Genomic DNA, 15,605 nt, shown 5'->3' on the forward strand with positions numbered 1-15,605 from the left:
CGTCCGCGGCGACGTCCAGCGGAGCCGCGAGCGCGCCGACCAGCGCGGCGCGTCGAGCCCGAGGCCCGCGGAACCAGTCCTCGGCGCTCGCCGCCGCCTGCGCGGGGCGCAGCGGGAGCCGCCGCACCGAACCGGTCACGAGCTCCGGCGGCAGCGGCTCCTCGTGCAGATCGGTCGCCCGCGCCAGCTGGTCCCGTGCCTGCACGGTGGTGATCTGCTGACCCGTGATCGCCCACAGAAGCGCCTCGCGCAGGCTGGGGGTGCCGGGGATGCGCACCCCGGGCCTCGCGGCGACCAGCGGTGCGAAGGCGGGCTGCGCCGCGACCAGACCGGCATCGATCCCCTCCGGATCCGCGTCCAGATCCAGCAGCCGCCGTACCAGGCCGACCGCGGCCGCGTAGTCGCGCAGATCCGCGAGCCGCAGGCGCAGCAGCAGCGGCCCCGTCCGCGCCCCGAGATCGACCCGCACCACTCCCGGGCCATGGGCCAGGCGCACCGCGCGCGTCCACACGGCGCCGTCGACCTCCTCGACCCCGGGGATCGCGCGGGCGCCGAACCAGCGTGCCAGGCCGGTTCCGTCGAAGGGCAGGCGCACGGCCAGACGCGCGGTGAGCTCGCCCGGATCGGCGCCGTCCCCCGTCCGCGGCGCCGCGGACCGTTCGCGCACCGTCGAGGGCGCATGGCCGTAGATCTGCGCGAAGGTCTCGTGGAACTGGCGCTCGCTGCCGAAGCCGGCGGCATGGGCGACCTGGGACAGCGGGAGGACGGTGCCGGTGACCAGCTCATGGGCGCGGCGCGCCCGGCGGATCCGGGCATGGGCCAGAGCCCCCGCGCCCGTGCGCGCCACCAGCGCTCGGTGCAGGCTCCGCTCCGAGACCGCGAGGACGGCCGCGAGGCGGGGCACCGACCCCTCGTCGTCGAGCGCCCCCTCCTCGATCAGCCGGAGCGCCCGGTCTGCGAGCGACCCCGCAGGGTCATCGTCATGGCTGCCCGGCGGCGCCGTGGGCCCGCAGCGCTTGCAGGCGCGGTACCCGGCGGCGACGGCCGCGGCCGCCGAGGGCAGGAACTCGACACCGGTGCGCCCGGGCGTCCGCGCCGGGCAGGAGGGGCGGCAGAAGATCCCCGTGGAGCGGACGCACGTGAAGAACATGCCGTCGAACCGCGTGTCCCGGCTGCGGATCGCGGCGTAGCGCTCGTCATCGGTCATCTCGTGCATGGGACCAGTCAACCGCGCCCCGGCCGCGGGCACCAGCGGGAATCGGACAGCATGGCCGCTCCTGGCAGGACGGGGCCATCGTCGATGCATCCGGGCCGGGGACGAGGCCTCGTCCGAGGTCGCGCGAGGATCTCGTGCTGCTGCGCAGCGTCCGCGACCGGACGGACCGCGAGCACGCCCGCCCGCTCGACGTCGAGGCCCTCGCCCAGCGAGTCCGTCTCTTCGCCGGACACCTCTGCCGCCGTGCATCGCCCGCAGGGTGAGCGGACCGGTCAGGAACGGAGAAGCGCCCCTGCCCCCGGTTCCCTAGCCTGGACGTCATGGAACACACCAGGGAACTCAGCATCAGCGCCAGCTACCTGCCCCACACGGATGCGGAGGCCTCGCTCGCCTTCTACCGCGACCTCCTGGGATTCGAGGTCCGCATGGACGTCGGAGGAGGCCAGTTGCGGTGGATCACGATGGGCCCGCCGGGGCAGGAGGACACCGCGGTCGTCCTGCACCCCGTCCTCTCAGACGACGGCATCACGGAGGCGGAGCATGCCGCGCTGCTCGCGATCATCGCCAAGGGCAGCTACTTCGGGATCAACCTCGCGACTCCCGTGCTGGACGTCGTCTTCGCCCGCCTCGTCGAGGGCGGAGCGGACGTGGTGCAGGAGCCGATGGACCAGGACTACGGCATCCGCGACGCCGCCGTCCGCGACCCCGCCGGGAACCAGATCCGGCTCCAGCAGCTGCCGGGCCGCGAGGGAGTCGAGCGGTGAGCGCCGCGGACGGGCTGTTCACCGCGGCCGAGCGCGAGGCCATGATGGCGCGCGCCGCCGAGGTCCGAGCCCAGAAGGAGGGAGCGCGGGGAGCCGCGAAGCGGGCCCGGGACCGAGCCGCCTTCGACGAGGCGGTCGCCGGTATGGGGGCGGAGGACCGCGCCCTGATCGAGCCGATCGCCGAGATCATCGGCCTGCTCGGTCCTGATCTCGACCCGCGGACGATGTACGGCATGCCGGCCTGGGCCCGCGACGGGACGGTCCTGTGCTTCTTCCAGGCCGCCGGGAAGTTCGGCACCCGCTACGCGAGCTTCGGATTCCAGCCGACCGCCGCGCTGGACGAGGGTGAGATGTGGGCGACCTCCTTCGCCGTGACCGGCATGGGGGAGGGGACCCGACGGCGGATCGCCGAGCTCGTCACCCGTGCGCTCGCCTGAGCCCGCATCGAGCGCCCCGGGGGATCGCCCCGAGCGCTCCGTCGTCCCGCGCCGCCGAGGACGGGGATCAGCGCGGACCGGTGCGCGGGCGATGATCCGGCCCGGGGCCAGGGCCGCAGCCTGGAGGGGCTCAGGCCGCGTCCGCGTCGTCCGCGACCTGCAGGGCCAGCTCGCAGAACATCGAATCGGCCCAGGAGAACCACGGGCGCGAGAACAGCGTCGGATCCGCGGTGTGGAAGGACTCGTGGATGCGCCCCGTTCCGCCGTCGGTCGCGGCGATCAGCTCCAGCAGCCGCGGGCGGTCCTCGGCCGGACCCGTCAGAGCCTGCACCGCCAGGCCGATCGGCCAGATGTACTCCGGCAGCGTGTGCGGGCTGCCGACGCCCTCGGCGACGGGGCCGGAGAAGAAGAAGGGGTTCGCGGGGCTGAGGACGAAGCGGCGCGTCGCCTCGTACACCGCGGGGTCCAGCACATCGGGGGCGAACAGAGGCAGCGCGAGCAGCGAGGGTGTGTTCGCATCGTCCATGAGCAGCTGCCCGCCGAGGCCGTCGACCTCGTAGGCATAGATGCGCGCTCCATCCGGGCCCTCGACGATCCCGTGCTCGGCGACCCCGGCCACCAGCTCGGCCGAGAGGGACAGCGCCGTGTCCGCCAGGGCCTGGTCGGCGTGGACCTCGGCGGAGATCTCCGCGAGCGCGCGCAGCGCCTGGGCGGCCAGCAGGTTCCCGGGCACGTTGTAGTGGAAGGTGCAGGCGTCGTCGGAAGGACGGAACCCGCTCCAGGTCATGCCGGTGAAGCCGACGGGGGAGCCGAGCCCGTCGCGCACGAGGGACTCCGTCGGCAGGGGAGACGGGCGCACGAAGCGGTAGCTCGAGTTCTCGTGACGCTGCTCGAGACGCAGCTGCGCCACGACGCGACGCAGCACATCGTGGCTTCCCTCGTCGAAGACGTCGGTGCGCCCCGTCGCCCGCCACAGGGCATGGGCGAGCACGATCGGATAGGCGAGGGAGTCGATCTCGTACTTCTGCTCCCACACGTGGGGGTCCTTGCACAGGTCCCGCGGCTCGTGGTGGCCGTCGGTGGGCCCGTCGTTGAAGGCGTTCGCGTAGGTGTCGTGGCCCAGGCACGTGAACTGGCGCCGCACCACGGAGGCGACCAGGTCCGCGAGCGGCTCGCTCCGCCCCAGCAGGCGCAGGTACGGAGTCAGCTGCGTCGTCGAGTCGCGCATCCACATCGCGGGGATGTCTCCGGTGATGACGAAGGCGCTGCCGTCGGCGCCGACGGTGATGGTGTCGGTCAGGGTGCGCAGCAGCGCCTCCTGCACCATGTCGCCGATGCGGTCGCCGCTCACGGCACGGATCCGATCCGCCTGCTCGCCGATGAGGCCCACGATCTGCGGGTCGACGGCGTAGGGGGTGCGTGCGGCGGCGGGGCGGGTGGTCGTCACAGGTGGCGTCCTCGGCTCGGGGTGCAGGGTCTGCGTCATACACAAAAACGCCCTGTGTCCAGGGCGTTCGTGGAGCGGATGACGGGAATCGAACCCGCGTAATCAGTTTGGAAGACTGAGGCTCTACCATTGAGCTACATCCGCGTGGCGCCGTGTGCCGCCGGATCCCGCAGAGGGGCCCGGGCGCTGGCGCCGCACCCATCTAACCAGATCATCGGCCCGCAGGCACCATCGGCAGGCCTCCCGGCGGGCATGGCGCCTGTCACACGAGGCGAACTGGTTCGCGTCCGTCGGCGGCCTTGCGGGTAGGCTCTGGTGGGTTGCCCTCCGGGGTGTAGCTCAGTTTGGTAGAGCACCCGCTTTGGGAGCGGGACGTCGCAGGTTCGAATCCTGTCACCCCGACTCGCGACCGGGACCCGTGATCCCGCTTCCCCTCTCGCGACAACCGCCCATCCGTCACCCACGTCACTCAGGAGACTTGCCAGTGAAGACCGCTGTCGAGAAGCTCAGCCCGACCCGCGTCAAGCTCGACGTCGAGGTCCCCTTCGAGGAGCTGAAGCCGGCCATCGAGGCCGCCACGAAGAAGATCGCCGGCCAGGCTCAGATCCCGGGCTTCCGCAAGGGCAAGATCCCCGCTGCCGTCATCGAGCAGCGCTTCGGCCGCCCGGCGATCCTGCAGGAGGCCGTCAACGACGCGCTCCCGGACTTCTACCAGCAGGCCGCCGCGGAGGCTGAGATTCGCCCGGCAGGCCGCCCCGAGGTCGAGGTCACCGAGGTCCCCGGCCTCGACGGCTCGAACGAGGGCAACCTCGTGTTCGTCGTCGAGCAGGACGTCCGTCCCGAGATCACCCTCCCCGACTTCACGGACTACACCGTCGAGATCGAGGAGCCCGCGGTCGACGAGGATGCCGTGCAGGTCCGCCTGGACCAGCTGCGCGAGCGCTTCGGCACCCTGGTCGGCGTGGACCGTCCCGCTGAGGACGGCGACTTCGTGTCCCTGGACATGAAGGCTGTCATCGGCGACGAGGAGATCGAGTCCGTCGAGGGCGTCTCCTACCGCATCGGCGAGGGCAACATGCTCGAGGGCCTGGACGAGGCCCTGATCGGCCTCTCCGCCGGGGAGACCACCACCTTCTCCTCCAAGCTCGCCGGCGGCGAGCGGGCGGGCGAGGAGGCGGACGTGACCGTCACCCCGCAGTCCGTGAAGATCCGCGAGCTCCCCGAGGCCGATGACGAGTTCGCCGAGCTCGCCTCCGAGTTCGACACCATCGACGAGCTCAAGGCGGATCTGAAGGTGCAGGCGGAGAAGGACGCCGCGGGCAACCGCGTGACGCTGGCCCGCAACGCCCTCCTCGAGAAGCTCCTCGACGAGCTCGAGGTCCCGGTTCCCGAGGCGCTCGTCGAGGACGAGGTCACCGCGCACCTCGAGAACGAGGGCAAGGAGGCCGGCGACCCGCACGGCGAGGAGATCCGCGAGGACACGGAGAAGGCCATCCGCGCCCAGTTCGTGCTCGACGCGCTCCACGAGACCCGTGAGGTCGAGGTCGGCCAGGACGACCTCATGAACTACATGGCGCAGCTGTCCTCGCAGTACGGGGTCGAGCCCAACCAGTTCATCCAGATGCTCGCGCAGTCGGGTCAGATCGAGCAGATCTTCGGCGAGGTCCAGCGCTCCAAGGCGCTCGAGGTCGTCCTCGCGGACGTCACCGTGAAGAGCACCTCCGGCGAGGTCCTCGACCTGGGCCTGACGAAGGCCGCGGAGGCCTCCGCCGAGGACGAGGCCGCCGAGGAGAAGCCTGAGAAGGCCCCGGCGAAGAAGGCTCCGGCGAAGAAGAAGGCCCCCGCCAAGAAGGCCGCCGCGGAGAAGGCCGAGGAGAAGGCTCCGGCCAAGAAGGCTCCCGCGAAGAAGGCCCCGGCCAAGAAGGCTGCGGCGAAGGACGAGGCCTCGGAGGCCGAGTCCGAGGCCTGATCCTCCGACGCATCGCACAGCGGCGCGGCGATCCCTGCTCGGGATCGCCGCGCCGCTGTCGTTGCCCGACGGTGCCGGGGTGCGCCGCGCTGGGCGTCGCCCTGGTGGGCGCCGGGGTGCTCCGGCCGTTCCGCCGTCTCCGTCGCTGCCCGGCATTGAGGCAGGGTGAGTCGCCGTCCGGTGTCGCTGACCGGTGATGATCCAGATCCTTCCCTGTCTGCGTCGGATAAGGGCAGCCGGGCGGAGACGGAGGGAGGAGCGGGATTCGCCGCAGGGCGGGTCTCGGTCGGGGGAGCCGGGGAGGGCCGGGGGAACCGGGGAGGAGGGGAGCGTGGGGGCGACGGCATGGACGTGCCCGCGTGCGGTGGCATGCGCGAAGGGCGCCCTCCCCGGAGGAAGGACGCCCTGGCGGACTCCGGTCGGCAGCGAGGCCGATCAGCGGAAGGTGACGAAGGAGGGGCTGCCCCAGATGGTGCGCTCGGACACGGAGCCCTTCGAGGAGCCGGCGTCGACGACCTTGTTGTTCCCGGCGTAGATGCCGACGTGGCCGGGCCACACGACGAGGTCGCCCACGCGAGCCTCCGACTTGGAGATGCGGGTGCCGGCGTTCGCCTGGCCCGAGGAGGTGCGCGGCAGATCGATGCCGGCCTGCGCGTAGGCGTAGCTGGTCAGGCCCGAGCAGTCGAAGCCGCTGGGGGAGCTGCCGGCGTAGCGGTAGCCGACGCCGATCTGGCCGCGGGCGGCGTCGAGGATGCGCTGGCCCGTCGAGGACGAGCTCGAGGAGGAGGACGAGCTGGAGCCGGAGGAGCTCGGGGCGTCGTCGTTCAGGGAGGCGCGGGTCGCGGGGCCGACGCGACCGTCGACGCGGAGGCCGTTGTCCGCCTGGTAGTCGCGCACGGCGGCGTCGGTGCGGGGGCCGAACTTGCCGTCGACCGCGAGGTTCGCGCCCTCGGAGTTCAGAGCCGTCTGGAGATCCGCGACGCGGTCGCCGCGCGAGCCCTTGTACAGGGTCTTGCCGGAGGAGAGCGCGGCCGTGGCGACCGGCGTGGTCGGTGCCGCGGGAGCGATGGTGGCCGCGGAGGGCGCCAGGGCGGGGACGGGAGCCGTGGGCGCCGCGGAGGCGCTCGAGGCCGCGAAGGCGGAGCCGACGACGACGGTGCTCAGCATCGCCGCGCCGCCGAGGCCCTTGAGCGCGAGGCGCGAGGCGCCGTTCACGGGCCGACCGGCTGCGCGGTGGGTGTTGTGCTTGGCCATGTTCGGATTCCTTCCATACCGCCCGCCGCTGCGGGCGGCGGCACATCTTCACGAAACGAGGGAGAGCTGCCGGCGACGGATGCTGCTGTGACCGAACCTGCGCGGTTCCGTCGTCACCGGCTCACGGTCGACAACGTTATGGGCGAACGCCCAGGCGGCCAACAGATCTGGATCAAGGTGGTCGCGATCTTGACCTGGTCTTGACCACTGGTGGTGATTCCTTGCCGAACGCACACCGACGGCCCACAGGGCATGACCCGGTCTGTGGTGCGCATCACGGCGCCGTGGAGGGCGCGTGCCGGTCATGGCGGGAAGGGGTCGCGCGGCTCGGCTGCCCAGATCCCCGGCCCGCACCGGCCAGGGCGGCTCGGTCGCGGAGCGCGGGGTGTGCGCCTGCGGCGAACAGCGCCCGATGCGTCCCCGCCAGCGCCTAGAGTCGAGCCATCGAGAAATCTGCTTGAAGGAGCGATCCATGACCACGCAGCCCCGTAGCGCCGCCGGCGACACGCCCATGGGCCTCGACGACAACGTCTACCAGCGTCTCCTGCGCGAGCGCATCATCTGGCTCGGGTCGGAGGTCCGCGACGACAACTCCAACGCGATCTGCGCGAAGATGCTGCTCCTGGCCGCGGAGGACCCGGAGAAGGACATCTACCTCTACATCAACAGCCCGGGCGGCTCGATCACCGCAGGCATGGCCATCTACGACACCATGCAGTTCATCCAGCCCGACGTCGTCACCGTCGCCATGGGCATGGCCGCGTCGATGGGCCAGTTCCTGCTGTCCTCGGGCACCAAGGGCAAGCGCTACGCGACGCCGAACGCGCGAGTGCTCATGCATCAGCCGCTGGGCGGCCTCGGCGGCACCGCGAGCGAGATCAAGATCCAGGCGGACCTCATCCTCTCGATGAAGCGCCAGCTGGCCGGGCTCATCGCGGAGCAGACGGGAAAGAGCCTCGAGCAGATCACCGCGGACTCCGACCGCGACAACTGGTTCACGGCCGAGGAGGCTCTCGAGTACGGCTTCATCGACCACATCGTCTCGACCGCGCACGACGTCACCGGCGGCGGCGGCACCGAGGACCGGTCCGGCAGCGCCGAGCAGTCCGGCAACTGAGCAGCAGCGAACCTGAGGAGACCCTTCCATGACCTTCGACCCCCGCTCCGGTGCCGGCTTCGGCATGGCCGACCGCGCCACCGCCCCCTCGGCCCGCTACGTCCTCCCGCAGTATGAGGAGCGCACCGCCTACGGCTTCAAGCGCCAGGATCCCTACACCAAGCTGTTCGAGGACCGCATCATCTTCCTCGGCGTCCAGGTCGACGACGCCTCGGCGGACGACGTGATGGCCCAGCTGCTCGTGCTCGAGTCCCAGGACCCCGACCGCGACATCACCCTCTACATCAACAGCCCCGGCGGCTCGTTCACGGCGCTGACCGCGATCTACGACACGATGCAGTACATCAAGCCCGATGTCACCACCGTGTGCCTGGGCCAGGCGGCCTCCGCCGCCGCGGTGCTGCTGGCCGCGGGCACCCCCGGGAAGCGGCTCGCCCTGCCCAACGCCCGCATCCTCATCCACCAGCCGGCGATGGGCGGGCAGGGCGGCGGCCAGGCCTCGGACATCGAGATCCAGGCCAACGAGATCATGCGGATGCGCGAGTGGCTCGAGAGCACCCTCGCCTTCCACACGAGCCGCAGCCAGGAGGAGATCAGCCGCGACATCGAGCGCGACAAGATCCTCACCGCCGCGCAGGCCCTCGACTACGGCCTGGTCGACCAGGTCCTCGCCTCCCGCAAGGACGTGCGACCCCGGCTCGGCAGCTGAGCCGGCCTCGTCGCCCGGGGTGGTCCGGGCGACGGGACGGTCACCGGCAGGGCCTCGCGGGGGCGGTGGGGAGCCGCCCGCCGCGGGGCCCCGCTCCGGTCCGGTATCGGATCCCCGCGCGGCGTGGGATCCCCGGGGCCGCGCTCCCGCGCGGTACCGTGAAGGACGCGGCACCGCCGCGCCCCCGCAGGACGCTCGACGACGAAGGACGGTCATGGCGCGCACGAACGAGAGTTCCGACGTGTTCAAGTGCTCCTTCTGCGGCAAGTCGCAGAAGCAGGTCGAACGGCTCATCTCCGGCCCCGGGGTGTTCATCTGCGAGGAATGCATCGAGCTGTGCAACGAGATCATCGCGGAGGAGAACCAGGCCGCGCAGGTCACCGAGGAGGAGCAGGCCGAGCTGCCGCGCCCCCAGGAGATCTACGAGCATCTCGAGCAGTACGTGATCGGGCAGGACGCCGCCAAGCGCGCGCTCTCGGTCGCCGTCTACAACCACTACAAGCGCGTGCGCGCGCAGGAGGAGGCCGCCCGCGGCCCCGTCGCCGCGCCGGCGCCGCGCAGCGGCTCCGCCCGGGCGGGTGAGGTGGCCGAGGCCGTCGCCTCCGCCCCGGACGTCGAGGTCTCGAAGTCCAACGTCATGATGGTCGGGCCGACGGGCTGCGGGAAGACCTACCTCGCCCAGACCCTCGCCCGGCTCCTGGACGTCCCCTTCGCGATGGCCGATGCGACCGCGCTGACCGAGGCGGGCTACGTCGGCGAGGACGTCGAGAACATCCTGCTCAAGCTTCTCCAGGCCGCGGACTACGACGTCAAGAAGGCCGAGCGGGGCATCATCTACATCGACGAGGTCGACAAGATCGGCCGAAAGTCGGAGAACCCCTCGATCACGCGCGACGTGTCCGGAGAAGGCGTCCAGCAGGCGCTGCTGAAGATCCTCGAGGGCACGGTCGCGGCGATCCCCCCGCAGGGCGGGCGCAAGCACCCCCATCAGGAGTTCATCCAGCTGGACACGACGAACGTGCTGTTCATCGTCGCCGGTGCCTTCGCGGGCATCGAGGACATCATCGGCTCCCGGATCGGCAAGCGCGGGATCGGCTTCGGCGCGGAGCTGCACACGCCGCTCGAGCAGGCGGAGATCTACTCGCAGCTGGTGCCCGAGGATCTGCTGAAGTTCGGGCTGATCCCCGAGTTCATCGGCCGCCTCCCGGTGCTCACCAACGTCGTGAACCTGGATCGGGCCGCGCTCATCCAGATCCTCACCGAGCCCCGCAACGCGCTCGTGAAGCAGTACCAGAAGATGTTCGCCCTCGACGGCGTCGAGCTGGACTTCGAGGCCAGCGCGCTCGAGGCCATCGCGGATCGGGCGATCTCCCGGGGGACGGGCGCTCGCGGCCTGCGGGCGATCCTCGAGGACACCCTGCAGGCGGTCATGTTCGAGGTCCCCTCGCGCGAGGACGTCGCGAAGGTCGTGATCACCGAGGGCGTGGTCACCGAAGGGCGCGGGCCGCTCATGGTCACCCGGGACACGCCCTCCGCGGGACGCCGCGAGCAGAGCGCCTGAGAGGACGCCTCCATGAACGACGCCGCCCTGAGGGCACGGCAGATCCTTGCCGAGGAGCGCCAGAGCATCGACAACATCGACGCCGCGCTCGTGAACCTGCTGGCCGAGAGGTTCCGCCACACGCAGCGCGTGGGCCGGCTGAAGGCCGAGCACGGCCTGCCCCCCGCGGATCCGTCCCGCGAGCAGGTCCAGGTGGCGCGCCTGCGAGCCCTCGCCGAGGAGGCCGGTCTCGATCCCGTCTTCGCCGAGGCCTTCCTGCGGTTCATCGTGACCGAGGTGATCCGCCACCATGAGCAGATCCGCGAGCAGGACGCAGGCTGACGCGGAGACGCGGAACGCTTCAGCTGGGAGCCGGTTGCGACTGCCCGGCCATGGAGCAGATCTGTGTGGCGATGCCTCATCGGCGGTCAGCGGATCCAGCATGGTGCCCCTGTGCCTCGACGACGGTCAATCGTGCCCTCGTCGCGGCACGGCACCCGGCCGATGCGGCGTCGGGCCGCGGCCGATGCGGCGTCGGACCGCGGTCGGCACCGCTTCTGGCCCCCGAAGAGAACGGCTTCGGGCCCCTGCCGGCACGATGAGCATGGCGACCGGATGAGACGGGGGCCATCGGTCCTCGCCGGCGCGTAGGATGCGGTCATGTCCCGCTTGAGCCCGCTCCAATGGCCTGTGCTGCGTCAGCTGCGCGGGGCCGACGTGCTGGGTCGCGGAGAGGCCGTCACCTCGGCGCAGACCCGGGCCACGGCGCCGCGCACCACGACCGCGGACCGGGTCGTCCAGAGCGTGTGCCCGTACTGCGCGGTCGGCTGCGGTCAGCGGATCTTCGTCAAGGACGACAGGGTCGTCCAGATCGAAGGCGACCCGGACTCGCCGATCTCCCGCGGTCGGCTGTGCCCCAAGGGGGCGGCGAGCGAGCAGCTCGTGAACTCCCCGCGGCGCGTGACCACCGTCCGGTACCGCGCTCCGTATGCGAAGGACTGGCAGGACCTGGACCGCGACACCGCCCTCGACATGATCGCGGACCGCTTCCTCGAGGCGCGCCGTGCGCACTGGCAGGACCTGGACGAGAAGGGTCATCCGCTGCGGCGGACGATGGGCATCGCGAGTCTCGGCGGCGCGACCATCGACAACGAGGAGAACTACCTCGCCAAGAAGCTGTTCACCGCGGCGGGCGCCATCCAGATGGAGAACCAGGCCCGCATATGACACTCCGCCACGGTTCCCAGTCTGGGAGCCTCGTTCGGACGCGGCGGCGCCACACAGTCCCTGCAGGACATGGCCAACGCCGACTGCATCATCATCCAGGGCTCGAACATGGCCGAGGCCCATCCCGTGGGCTTCCAGTGGGTGATGGAGGCGAAGGCCCGCGGGGCGCGGATCATCCACGTCGACCCGCGCTTCACCCGCACGAGCGCCAACGCGGATCGGCACGTCCCGATCCGTGCGGGCAGCGACGTGGTGCTGCTCGGTGCGCTCATCCACCATGTGCTCAGCCGCGAGCTGTGGTTCCGCGAGTACGTCATGGCCTTCACCAACGCGTCCTCGATCATCGACGAGCGCTACCTGGGCCCCGAGGACCTCGACGGGCTCTTCTCCGGCTTCGACCCGGCCACCGGCGCCTACGACCCGAGCTCCTGGGCGTACCGCACCGCGGATCCGGCGGATCCGTCGCAGGCCCATGACGAGGCGGGCCGCGGCGAGAGCGCCGGAGCGGGCGGACCGCCGCTCGAGCACGGCGATGTCCAGCGGGACGAGACCCTCCAGGACCCGCGCTGCGTCCTCCAGATCCTGCGGCGCCACTACTCCCGCTACACCCCCGAGATGGTCGAGGAGGTCTGCGGGATCTCCCGGGCGGACTTCGACTATCTCGCGCAGTCGATCGTCCAGAACTCGGGCCGCGAGCGGACCACCTGCTTCGCCTATGCCGTGGGCTGGACCCAGCACACCGGCGGAGCCCAGTTCATCCGCGCCGCGGCGATCCTGCAGCTGCTGATGGGCAACATGGGCCGTCCCGGAGGCGGCGTCATGGCGCTGCGCGGACACGCCACCATCCAGGGGTCCACGGACATCCCGACCCTGTTCAACCTGCTCCCCGGGTACCTCCCCATGCCCGTGGCCGGCGTCCACGACCGTCTCGAGGACTACGTCGCCGCGATCGGACGGAAGGAGCAGAAGGGGTTCTGGGCCGATGCCGACGTGTACGCGATCAACCTCCTGAAGGCGTGGTGGGGAGACGCGGCGACCGCGGACAACGACTGGGCCTTCGACTACCTGCCGCGGCTGACGGGTGCCCACGGCACGTACCAGACGATGATGGCGATGCTCGCGGACGAGGTCGACGGCTTCTTCCTGCTGGGACAGAACCCGGCGGTCGGCTCGGCCAACGGCCGCATGCAGCGCCTCGGGATGAGCCATCTGAAGTGGCTGGTGGTCCGCGACTTCTCGATGATCGAGTCGGCCACCTGGTGGAAGGAGGGTCCCGAGATCGACAGCGGGGAGCTCGTCACCGAGGACATCGCCACCGAGGTCTTCTTCCTCCCCGCCGCCAACCACGCGGAGAAGGCCGGGTCCTTCACCCAGACCCAGCGCCTCGTGCAATGGCGCCACCAGGCCGTGCCGCCGCCCGGGGACGCGCAGAGCGAGCTCATGTTCCTCTTCGACCTCGGCCGGAGGATCCGGGCGCGGCTCGCTGGATCCACCGACCCCCGCGACCGTCCGCTGCTGGATCTGACTTGGGACTACCCGACCGACGAGCACGGCGAACCGGACCCCGAGTCCGTGCTGCGGGAGATCGGCGGCTTCCACGTCAGCGGCCCGGACGCCGGTCAGCCGCTGAGCTCCTACGGCGAGATGCGCGCGGACGGCTCGACCGCCGGCGGATGCTGGATCTACACCGGCGTGTACGCGGACGGTCAGAACCAGGCCGCACGCCGCGTCCCCGGATCGCAGCAGGACGAGACGGCCGCCGAGTGGGCGTGGGCCTGGCCCGCGAACCGGAGGATCCTCTACAACCGGGCGTCCGCGGACTCCGCGGGCCGGCCCTGGTCCGCGCGCAAGAGCCTCGTGTGGTGGGACGCGGAGCAGGAATGCTGGACCGGCCGGGACGTGCCCGACTTCCCCCGCGACAAGGCCCCCGGGGATCCGGGAGATCCGCGGGCCGGGGGAGCCGCGGGGCTCGCGGGCACCGATGCCTTCGTCATGCAGGCGGACGGCCGCGGCTGGCTGTTCGCCCCTACCGGCCTCGTGGACGGCCCGCTGCCGACCCACTACGAGCCCGTCGAGTCCCAGATCCCGAACCCGATGTACGACCAGCAGGCCAACCCCACCCGCGTCGCCTTCCACAGCCGGGACGCGATGAACGCCCCGGGACCGGACGTGACCGGCCCCGCCGGGGAGGTCTATCCGCATGTGTTCACGACCTACCGCGTCACCGAGCACCATACGGCGGGCGGCATGAGCCGCTTCCTGCCGTACCTCTCCGAGCTGCAGCCCGAGCTGTTCTGCGAGGTCTCCCCGGAGCTCGCCGCACGGGAGGGCCTCACCCCCTACGGGTGGGCGACCGTCATCTCCGCACGGTCCGCGATCGAGGCCCGCGTCCTGGTGACGCGGCGCCTGCGCCCTCTCCAGGTCGCGGATCGGACGGTCCACCAGATCGGTCTGCCCTACCATTGGGCGCGCGGGAGCGAGGCCGTCGTCGAGGGCGACAGCGTCAACGACCTGATCGGGCTGAACCTCGATGCCAACACCCAGATCCAGAACTCGAAGGTGACCGCCTGCGCGATCATCCCGGGGCGTCGACCGCGCGGTGCGGAGCTGCGGAGGCTGGTCGCCGACTACCAGCGCCGCGCCGGGATCGATGAGTGGACCGGGGACGTGCGGGTCACGATCCCGCCCGAGGGGGAACGGCGCGTGCATCTCCCGGCGTCTCCCGGGCGCACGGGCCGGGACGGCACCGAGCAGGTGGACCGGGGTCCGCACGGCACCGCGCCGGACGGGACGGATCCGGACTCCGCGGCTGGAGCCGGGAACGGGACGGAGGAGCGCTGATGGGACTGCTGCACGGGCCGGAGGAGGACCCCGCGGCCGATGCCGGCTGGGGCCACAGCCACGAGCGCAAGGGCTTCTTCACCGACACCTCGATCTGCATCGGCTGCAAGGCCTGCGAGGTCGCCTGCAAGGAGTGGAACCGCAACCCGCAGGACGGGGACCTCGAGATCCTCGGCTCCTCGTACGACAACACCGGAGCCCTCGGCGCGAACACCTGGCGCCATGTCGCCTTCGTCGAGCAGGAGAAGGAGCGGATCGAGCAGGCCCGCGAGAGCGGCAGGAAGCTCGTGAGCCTCGGCATGCCGTCCGTCGGCCCGAAGCCCGCCCCCGCCGCCCCGGCCGCGGACCGCACGCCGCCGGACACCCCCGAGTTCCGCTGGCTCATGTCCTCGGACGTGTGCAAGCACTGCACGCATGCCGGCTGCCTGGACGTGTGCCCGACCGGCGCCCTGTTCCGCACCGAGTTCGGGACCGTGGTGGTGCAGTCGGACATCTGCAACGGCTGCGGAACCTGCGTGGGAGGCTGCCCCTTCGGCGTCATCGAGCGCCGCGACGACGGCACCATCGCCACGAAGGGAGACCGCGACCGCGGTCCCCAGGACGTCCCGAATCACGGCACCGCCAACAAGTGCACCCTGTGCTACGACCGGCTCGTGGACGGACAGACCCCGGCCTGCGCGCAGACCTGCCCCACCACCTCGATCCGCTTCGGCGACCGCGCGGAGATGGTCGAGGAGGCCGAGCAGCGGGTCGCCCGGCTCCATGAGCAGGGCATGACCGAGGCACGCCTGTACGGAGCCAACGGCCGCGACGGCGTGGGCGGGACCGGCTCCGTGTTCCTGCTGCTGGACGAGCCGGAGGTGTACGGCCTCCCACCGGATCCGCAGGTCCCCACGGCCGAGCTGCCCCGGATGCTGCGCACCGCCGGGATCGCGGCCGCCGGGATGCTCGCCGCGACCGCCCTCGCCTTCCTCGGAGGACGCCGATGACCCATTCCGACTTCGACTCCTACCGGCCCCCGGAGCCCCCGCGCCCGCGCGGCCGTCCGGTACGGGTCGGGCCGCCGCCCGCGCATCGGGGCGAC

11 protein-coding genes, 2 tRNA genes and 1 pseudogene are annotated in these 15,605 nt (G+C 71.5%); 10 read left to right on the top strand and 4 right to left on the bottom strand.

Features of this window, described 5'->3' with window-relative positions:
- On the bottom strand, nucleotides 1-1,216 hold a 1,216-nt coding region (locus tag ACFFF6_RS19615; RefSeq protein ID WP_376983210.1), incomplete at its 3' end, for a bifunctional transcriptional activator/DNA repair enzyme AdaA.
- 320 nt (nucleotides 1,217-1,536) lie between these two features.
- Between ACFFF6_RS19615 and ACFFF6_RS19620 the strand changes: the two genes are divergently transcribed.
- Both ACFFF6_RS19620 and ACFFF6_RS19625 read left to right on the top strand, forming a co-directional pair.
- The gene (locus tag ACFFF6_RS19620) at nucleotides 1,537-1,980 is read left to right on the top strand and encodes a VOC family protein (protein ID WP_376983211.1); all 444 of its coding nucleotides are present in this window, start codon (nucleotides 1,537-1,539) and stop codon (nucleotides 1,978-1,980) included.
- Nucleotides 1,977-2,417 (top strand): hypothetical protein, encoded by a 441-nt coding sequence (locus tag ACFFF6_RS19625; protein WP_376983213.1) that lies wholly within the window; start codon nucleotides 1,977-1,979, stop codon nucleotides 2,415-2,417. Before ACFFF6_RS19620 ends, ACFFF6_RS19625 begins: the two co-directional genes overlap by 4 nt.
- A gap of 130 nt (nucleotides 2,418-2,547) precedes the next feature.
- Here the strand turns inward: ACFFF6_RS19625 and ACFFF6_RS19630 are convergent, their stop codons facing one another.
- Together ACFFF6_RS19630 and ACFFF6_RS19635 are read right to left on the bottom strand one after the other, a co-directional pair.
- On the bottom strand, nucleotides 2,548-3,864 hold the full coding sequence (locus tag ACFFF6_RS19630) for a glycoside hydrolase family 125 protein (protein WP_376983214.1): 1,317 nt from the start codon (nucleotides 3,862-3,864) through the stop codon (nucleotides 2,548-2,550).
- Between the two features lie 70 nt (nucleotides 3,865-3,934).
- Nucleotides 3,935-4,008 (bottom strand) — tRNA-Gly (locus tag ACFFF6_RS19635).
- 184 nt (nucleotides 4,009-4,192) lie between these two features.
- Between ACFFF6_RS19635 and ACFFF6_RS19640 the strand changes: the two genes are divergently transcribed.
- Together ACFFF6_RS19640 and tig are read left to right on the top strand one after the other, a co-directional pair.
- Nucleotides 4,193-4,266, top strand: a tRNA-Pro gene (locus ACFFF6_RS19640).
- Nucleotides 4,267-4,348: 82 nt separating this feature from the next.
- Nucleotides 4,349-5,833, top strand: a complete 1,485-nt coding sequence (gene tig / locus ACFFF6_RS19645) for a trigger factor (protein WP_376983215.1) — start codon at nucleotides 4,349-4,351, stop codon at nucleotides 5,831-5,833.
- 435 nt (nucleotides 5,834-6,268) lie between these two features.
- On the opposite strand, the gene ACFFF6_RS19650 is transcribed toward tig, so the two are convergent.
- Nucleotides 6,269-7,087: a C40 family peptidase gene (locus tag ACFFF6_RS19650; protein WP_376983216.1), complete on the bottom strand. Its 819-nt coding sequence runs from the start codon at nucleotides 7,085-7,087 to the stop codon at nucleotides 6,269-6,271.
- A gap of 472 nt (nucleotides 7,088-7,559) precedes the next feature.
- Between ACFFF6_RS19650 and ACFFF6_RS19655 the strand changes: the two genes are divergently transcribed.
- The 6 genes and pseudogenes from ACFFF6_RS19655 to ACFFF6_RS19680 all read left to right on the top strand — a co-directional run bounded on the left by ACFFF6_RS19655 (nucleotide 7,560) and on the right by ACFFF6_RS19680 (nucleotide 15,510).
- On the top strand, nucleotides 7,560-8,204 hold the full coding sequence (locus tag ACFFF6_RS19655; RefSeq protein ID WP_376983217.1) for an ATP-dependent Clp protease proteolytic subunit: 645 nt from the start codon (nucleotides 7,560-7,562) through the stop codon (nucleotides 8,202-8,204).
- A 28-nt stretch (nucleotides 8,205-8,232) separates the two neighbouring features.
- Nucleotides 8,233-8,913 (top strand): ATP-dependent Clp protease proteolytic subunit, encoded by a 681-nt coding sequence (locus ACFFF6_RS19660; RefSeq protein WP_376983219.1) that lies wholly within the window; start codon nucleotides 8,233-8,235, stop codon nucleotides 8,911-8,913.
- A gap of 214 nt (nucleotides 8,914-9,127) precedes the next feature.
- Nucleotides 9,128-10,474 (top strand): ATP-dependent Clp protease ATP-binding subunit ClpX, encoded by a 1,347-nt coding sequence (clpX, locus tag ACFFF6_RS19665; protein WP_376983220.1) that lies wholly within the window; start codon nucleotides 9,128-9,130, stop codon nucleotides 10,472-10,474.
- Between the two features lie 12 nt (nucleotides 10,475-10,486).
- The gene (locus ACFFF6_RS19670; RefSeq protein WP_376983221.1) at nucleotides 10,487-10,795 is read left to right on the top strand and encodes a chorismate mutase; all 309 of its coding nucleotides are present in this window, start codon (nucleotides 10,487-10,489) and stop codon (nucleotides 10,793-10,795) included.
- Nucleotides 10,796-11,113: 318 nt separating this feature from the next.
- A pseudogene (gene fdh, locus ACFFF6_RS19675) lies at nucleotides 11,114-14,344 on the top strand (formate dehydrogenase); the annotation flags it as partial.
- A 176-nt stretch (nucleotides 14,345-14,520) separates the two neighbouring features.
- A complete protein-coding gene (locus tag ACFFF6_RS19680; protein ID WP_376983223.1) occupies nucleotides 14,521-15,510 on the top strand; it encodes a 4Fe-4S dicluster domain-containing protein in 990 nt (329 codons plus the stop codon).
- Nucleotides 15,511-15,605 lie beyond the last annotated feature (95 nt).

Source organism: Brachybacterium hainanense (assembly GCF_042434575.1).
In the GTDB taxonomy this organism is placed as follows: Bacteria; Actinomycetota; Actinomycetes; order Actinomycetales; family Dermabacteraceae; genus Brachybacterium; species Brachybacterium hainanense.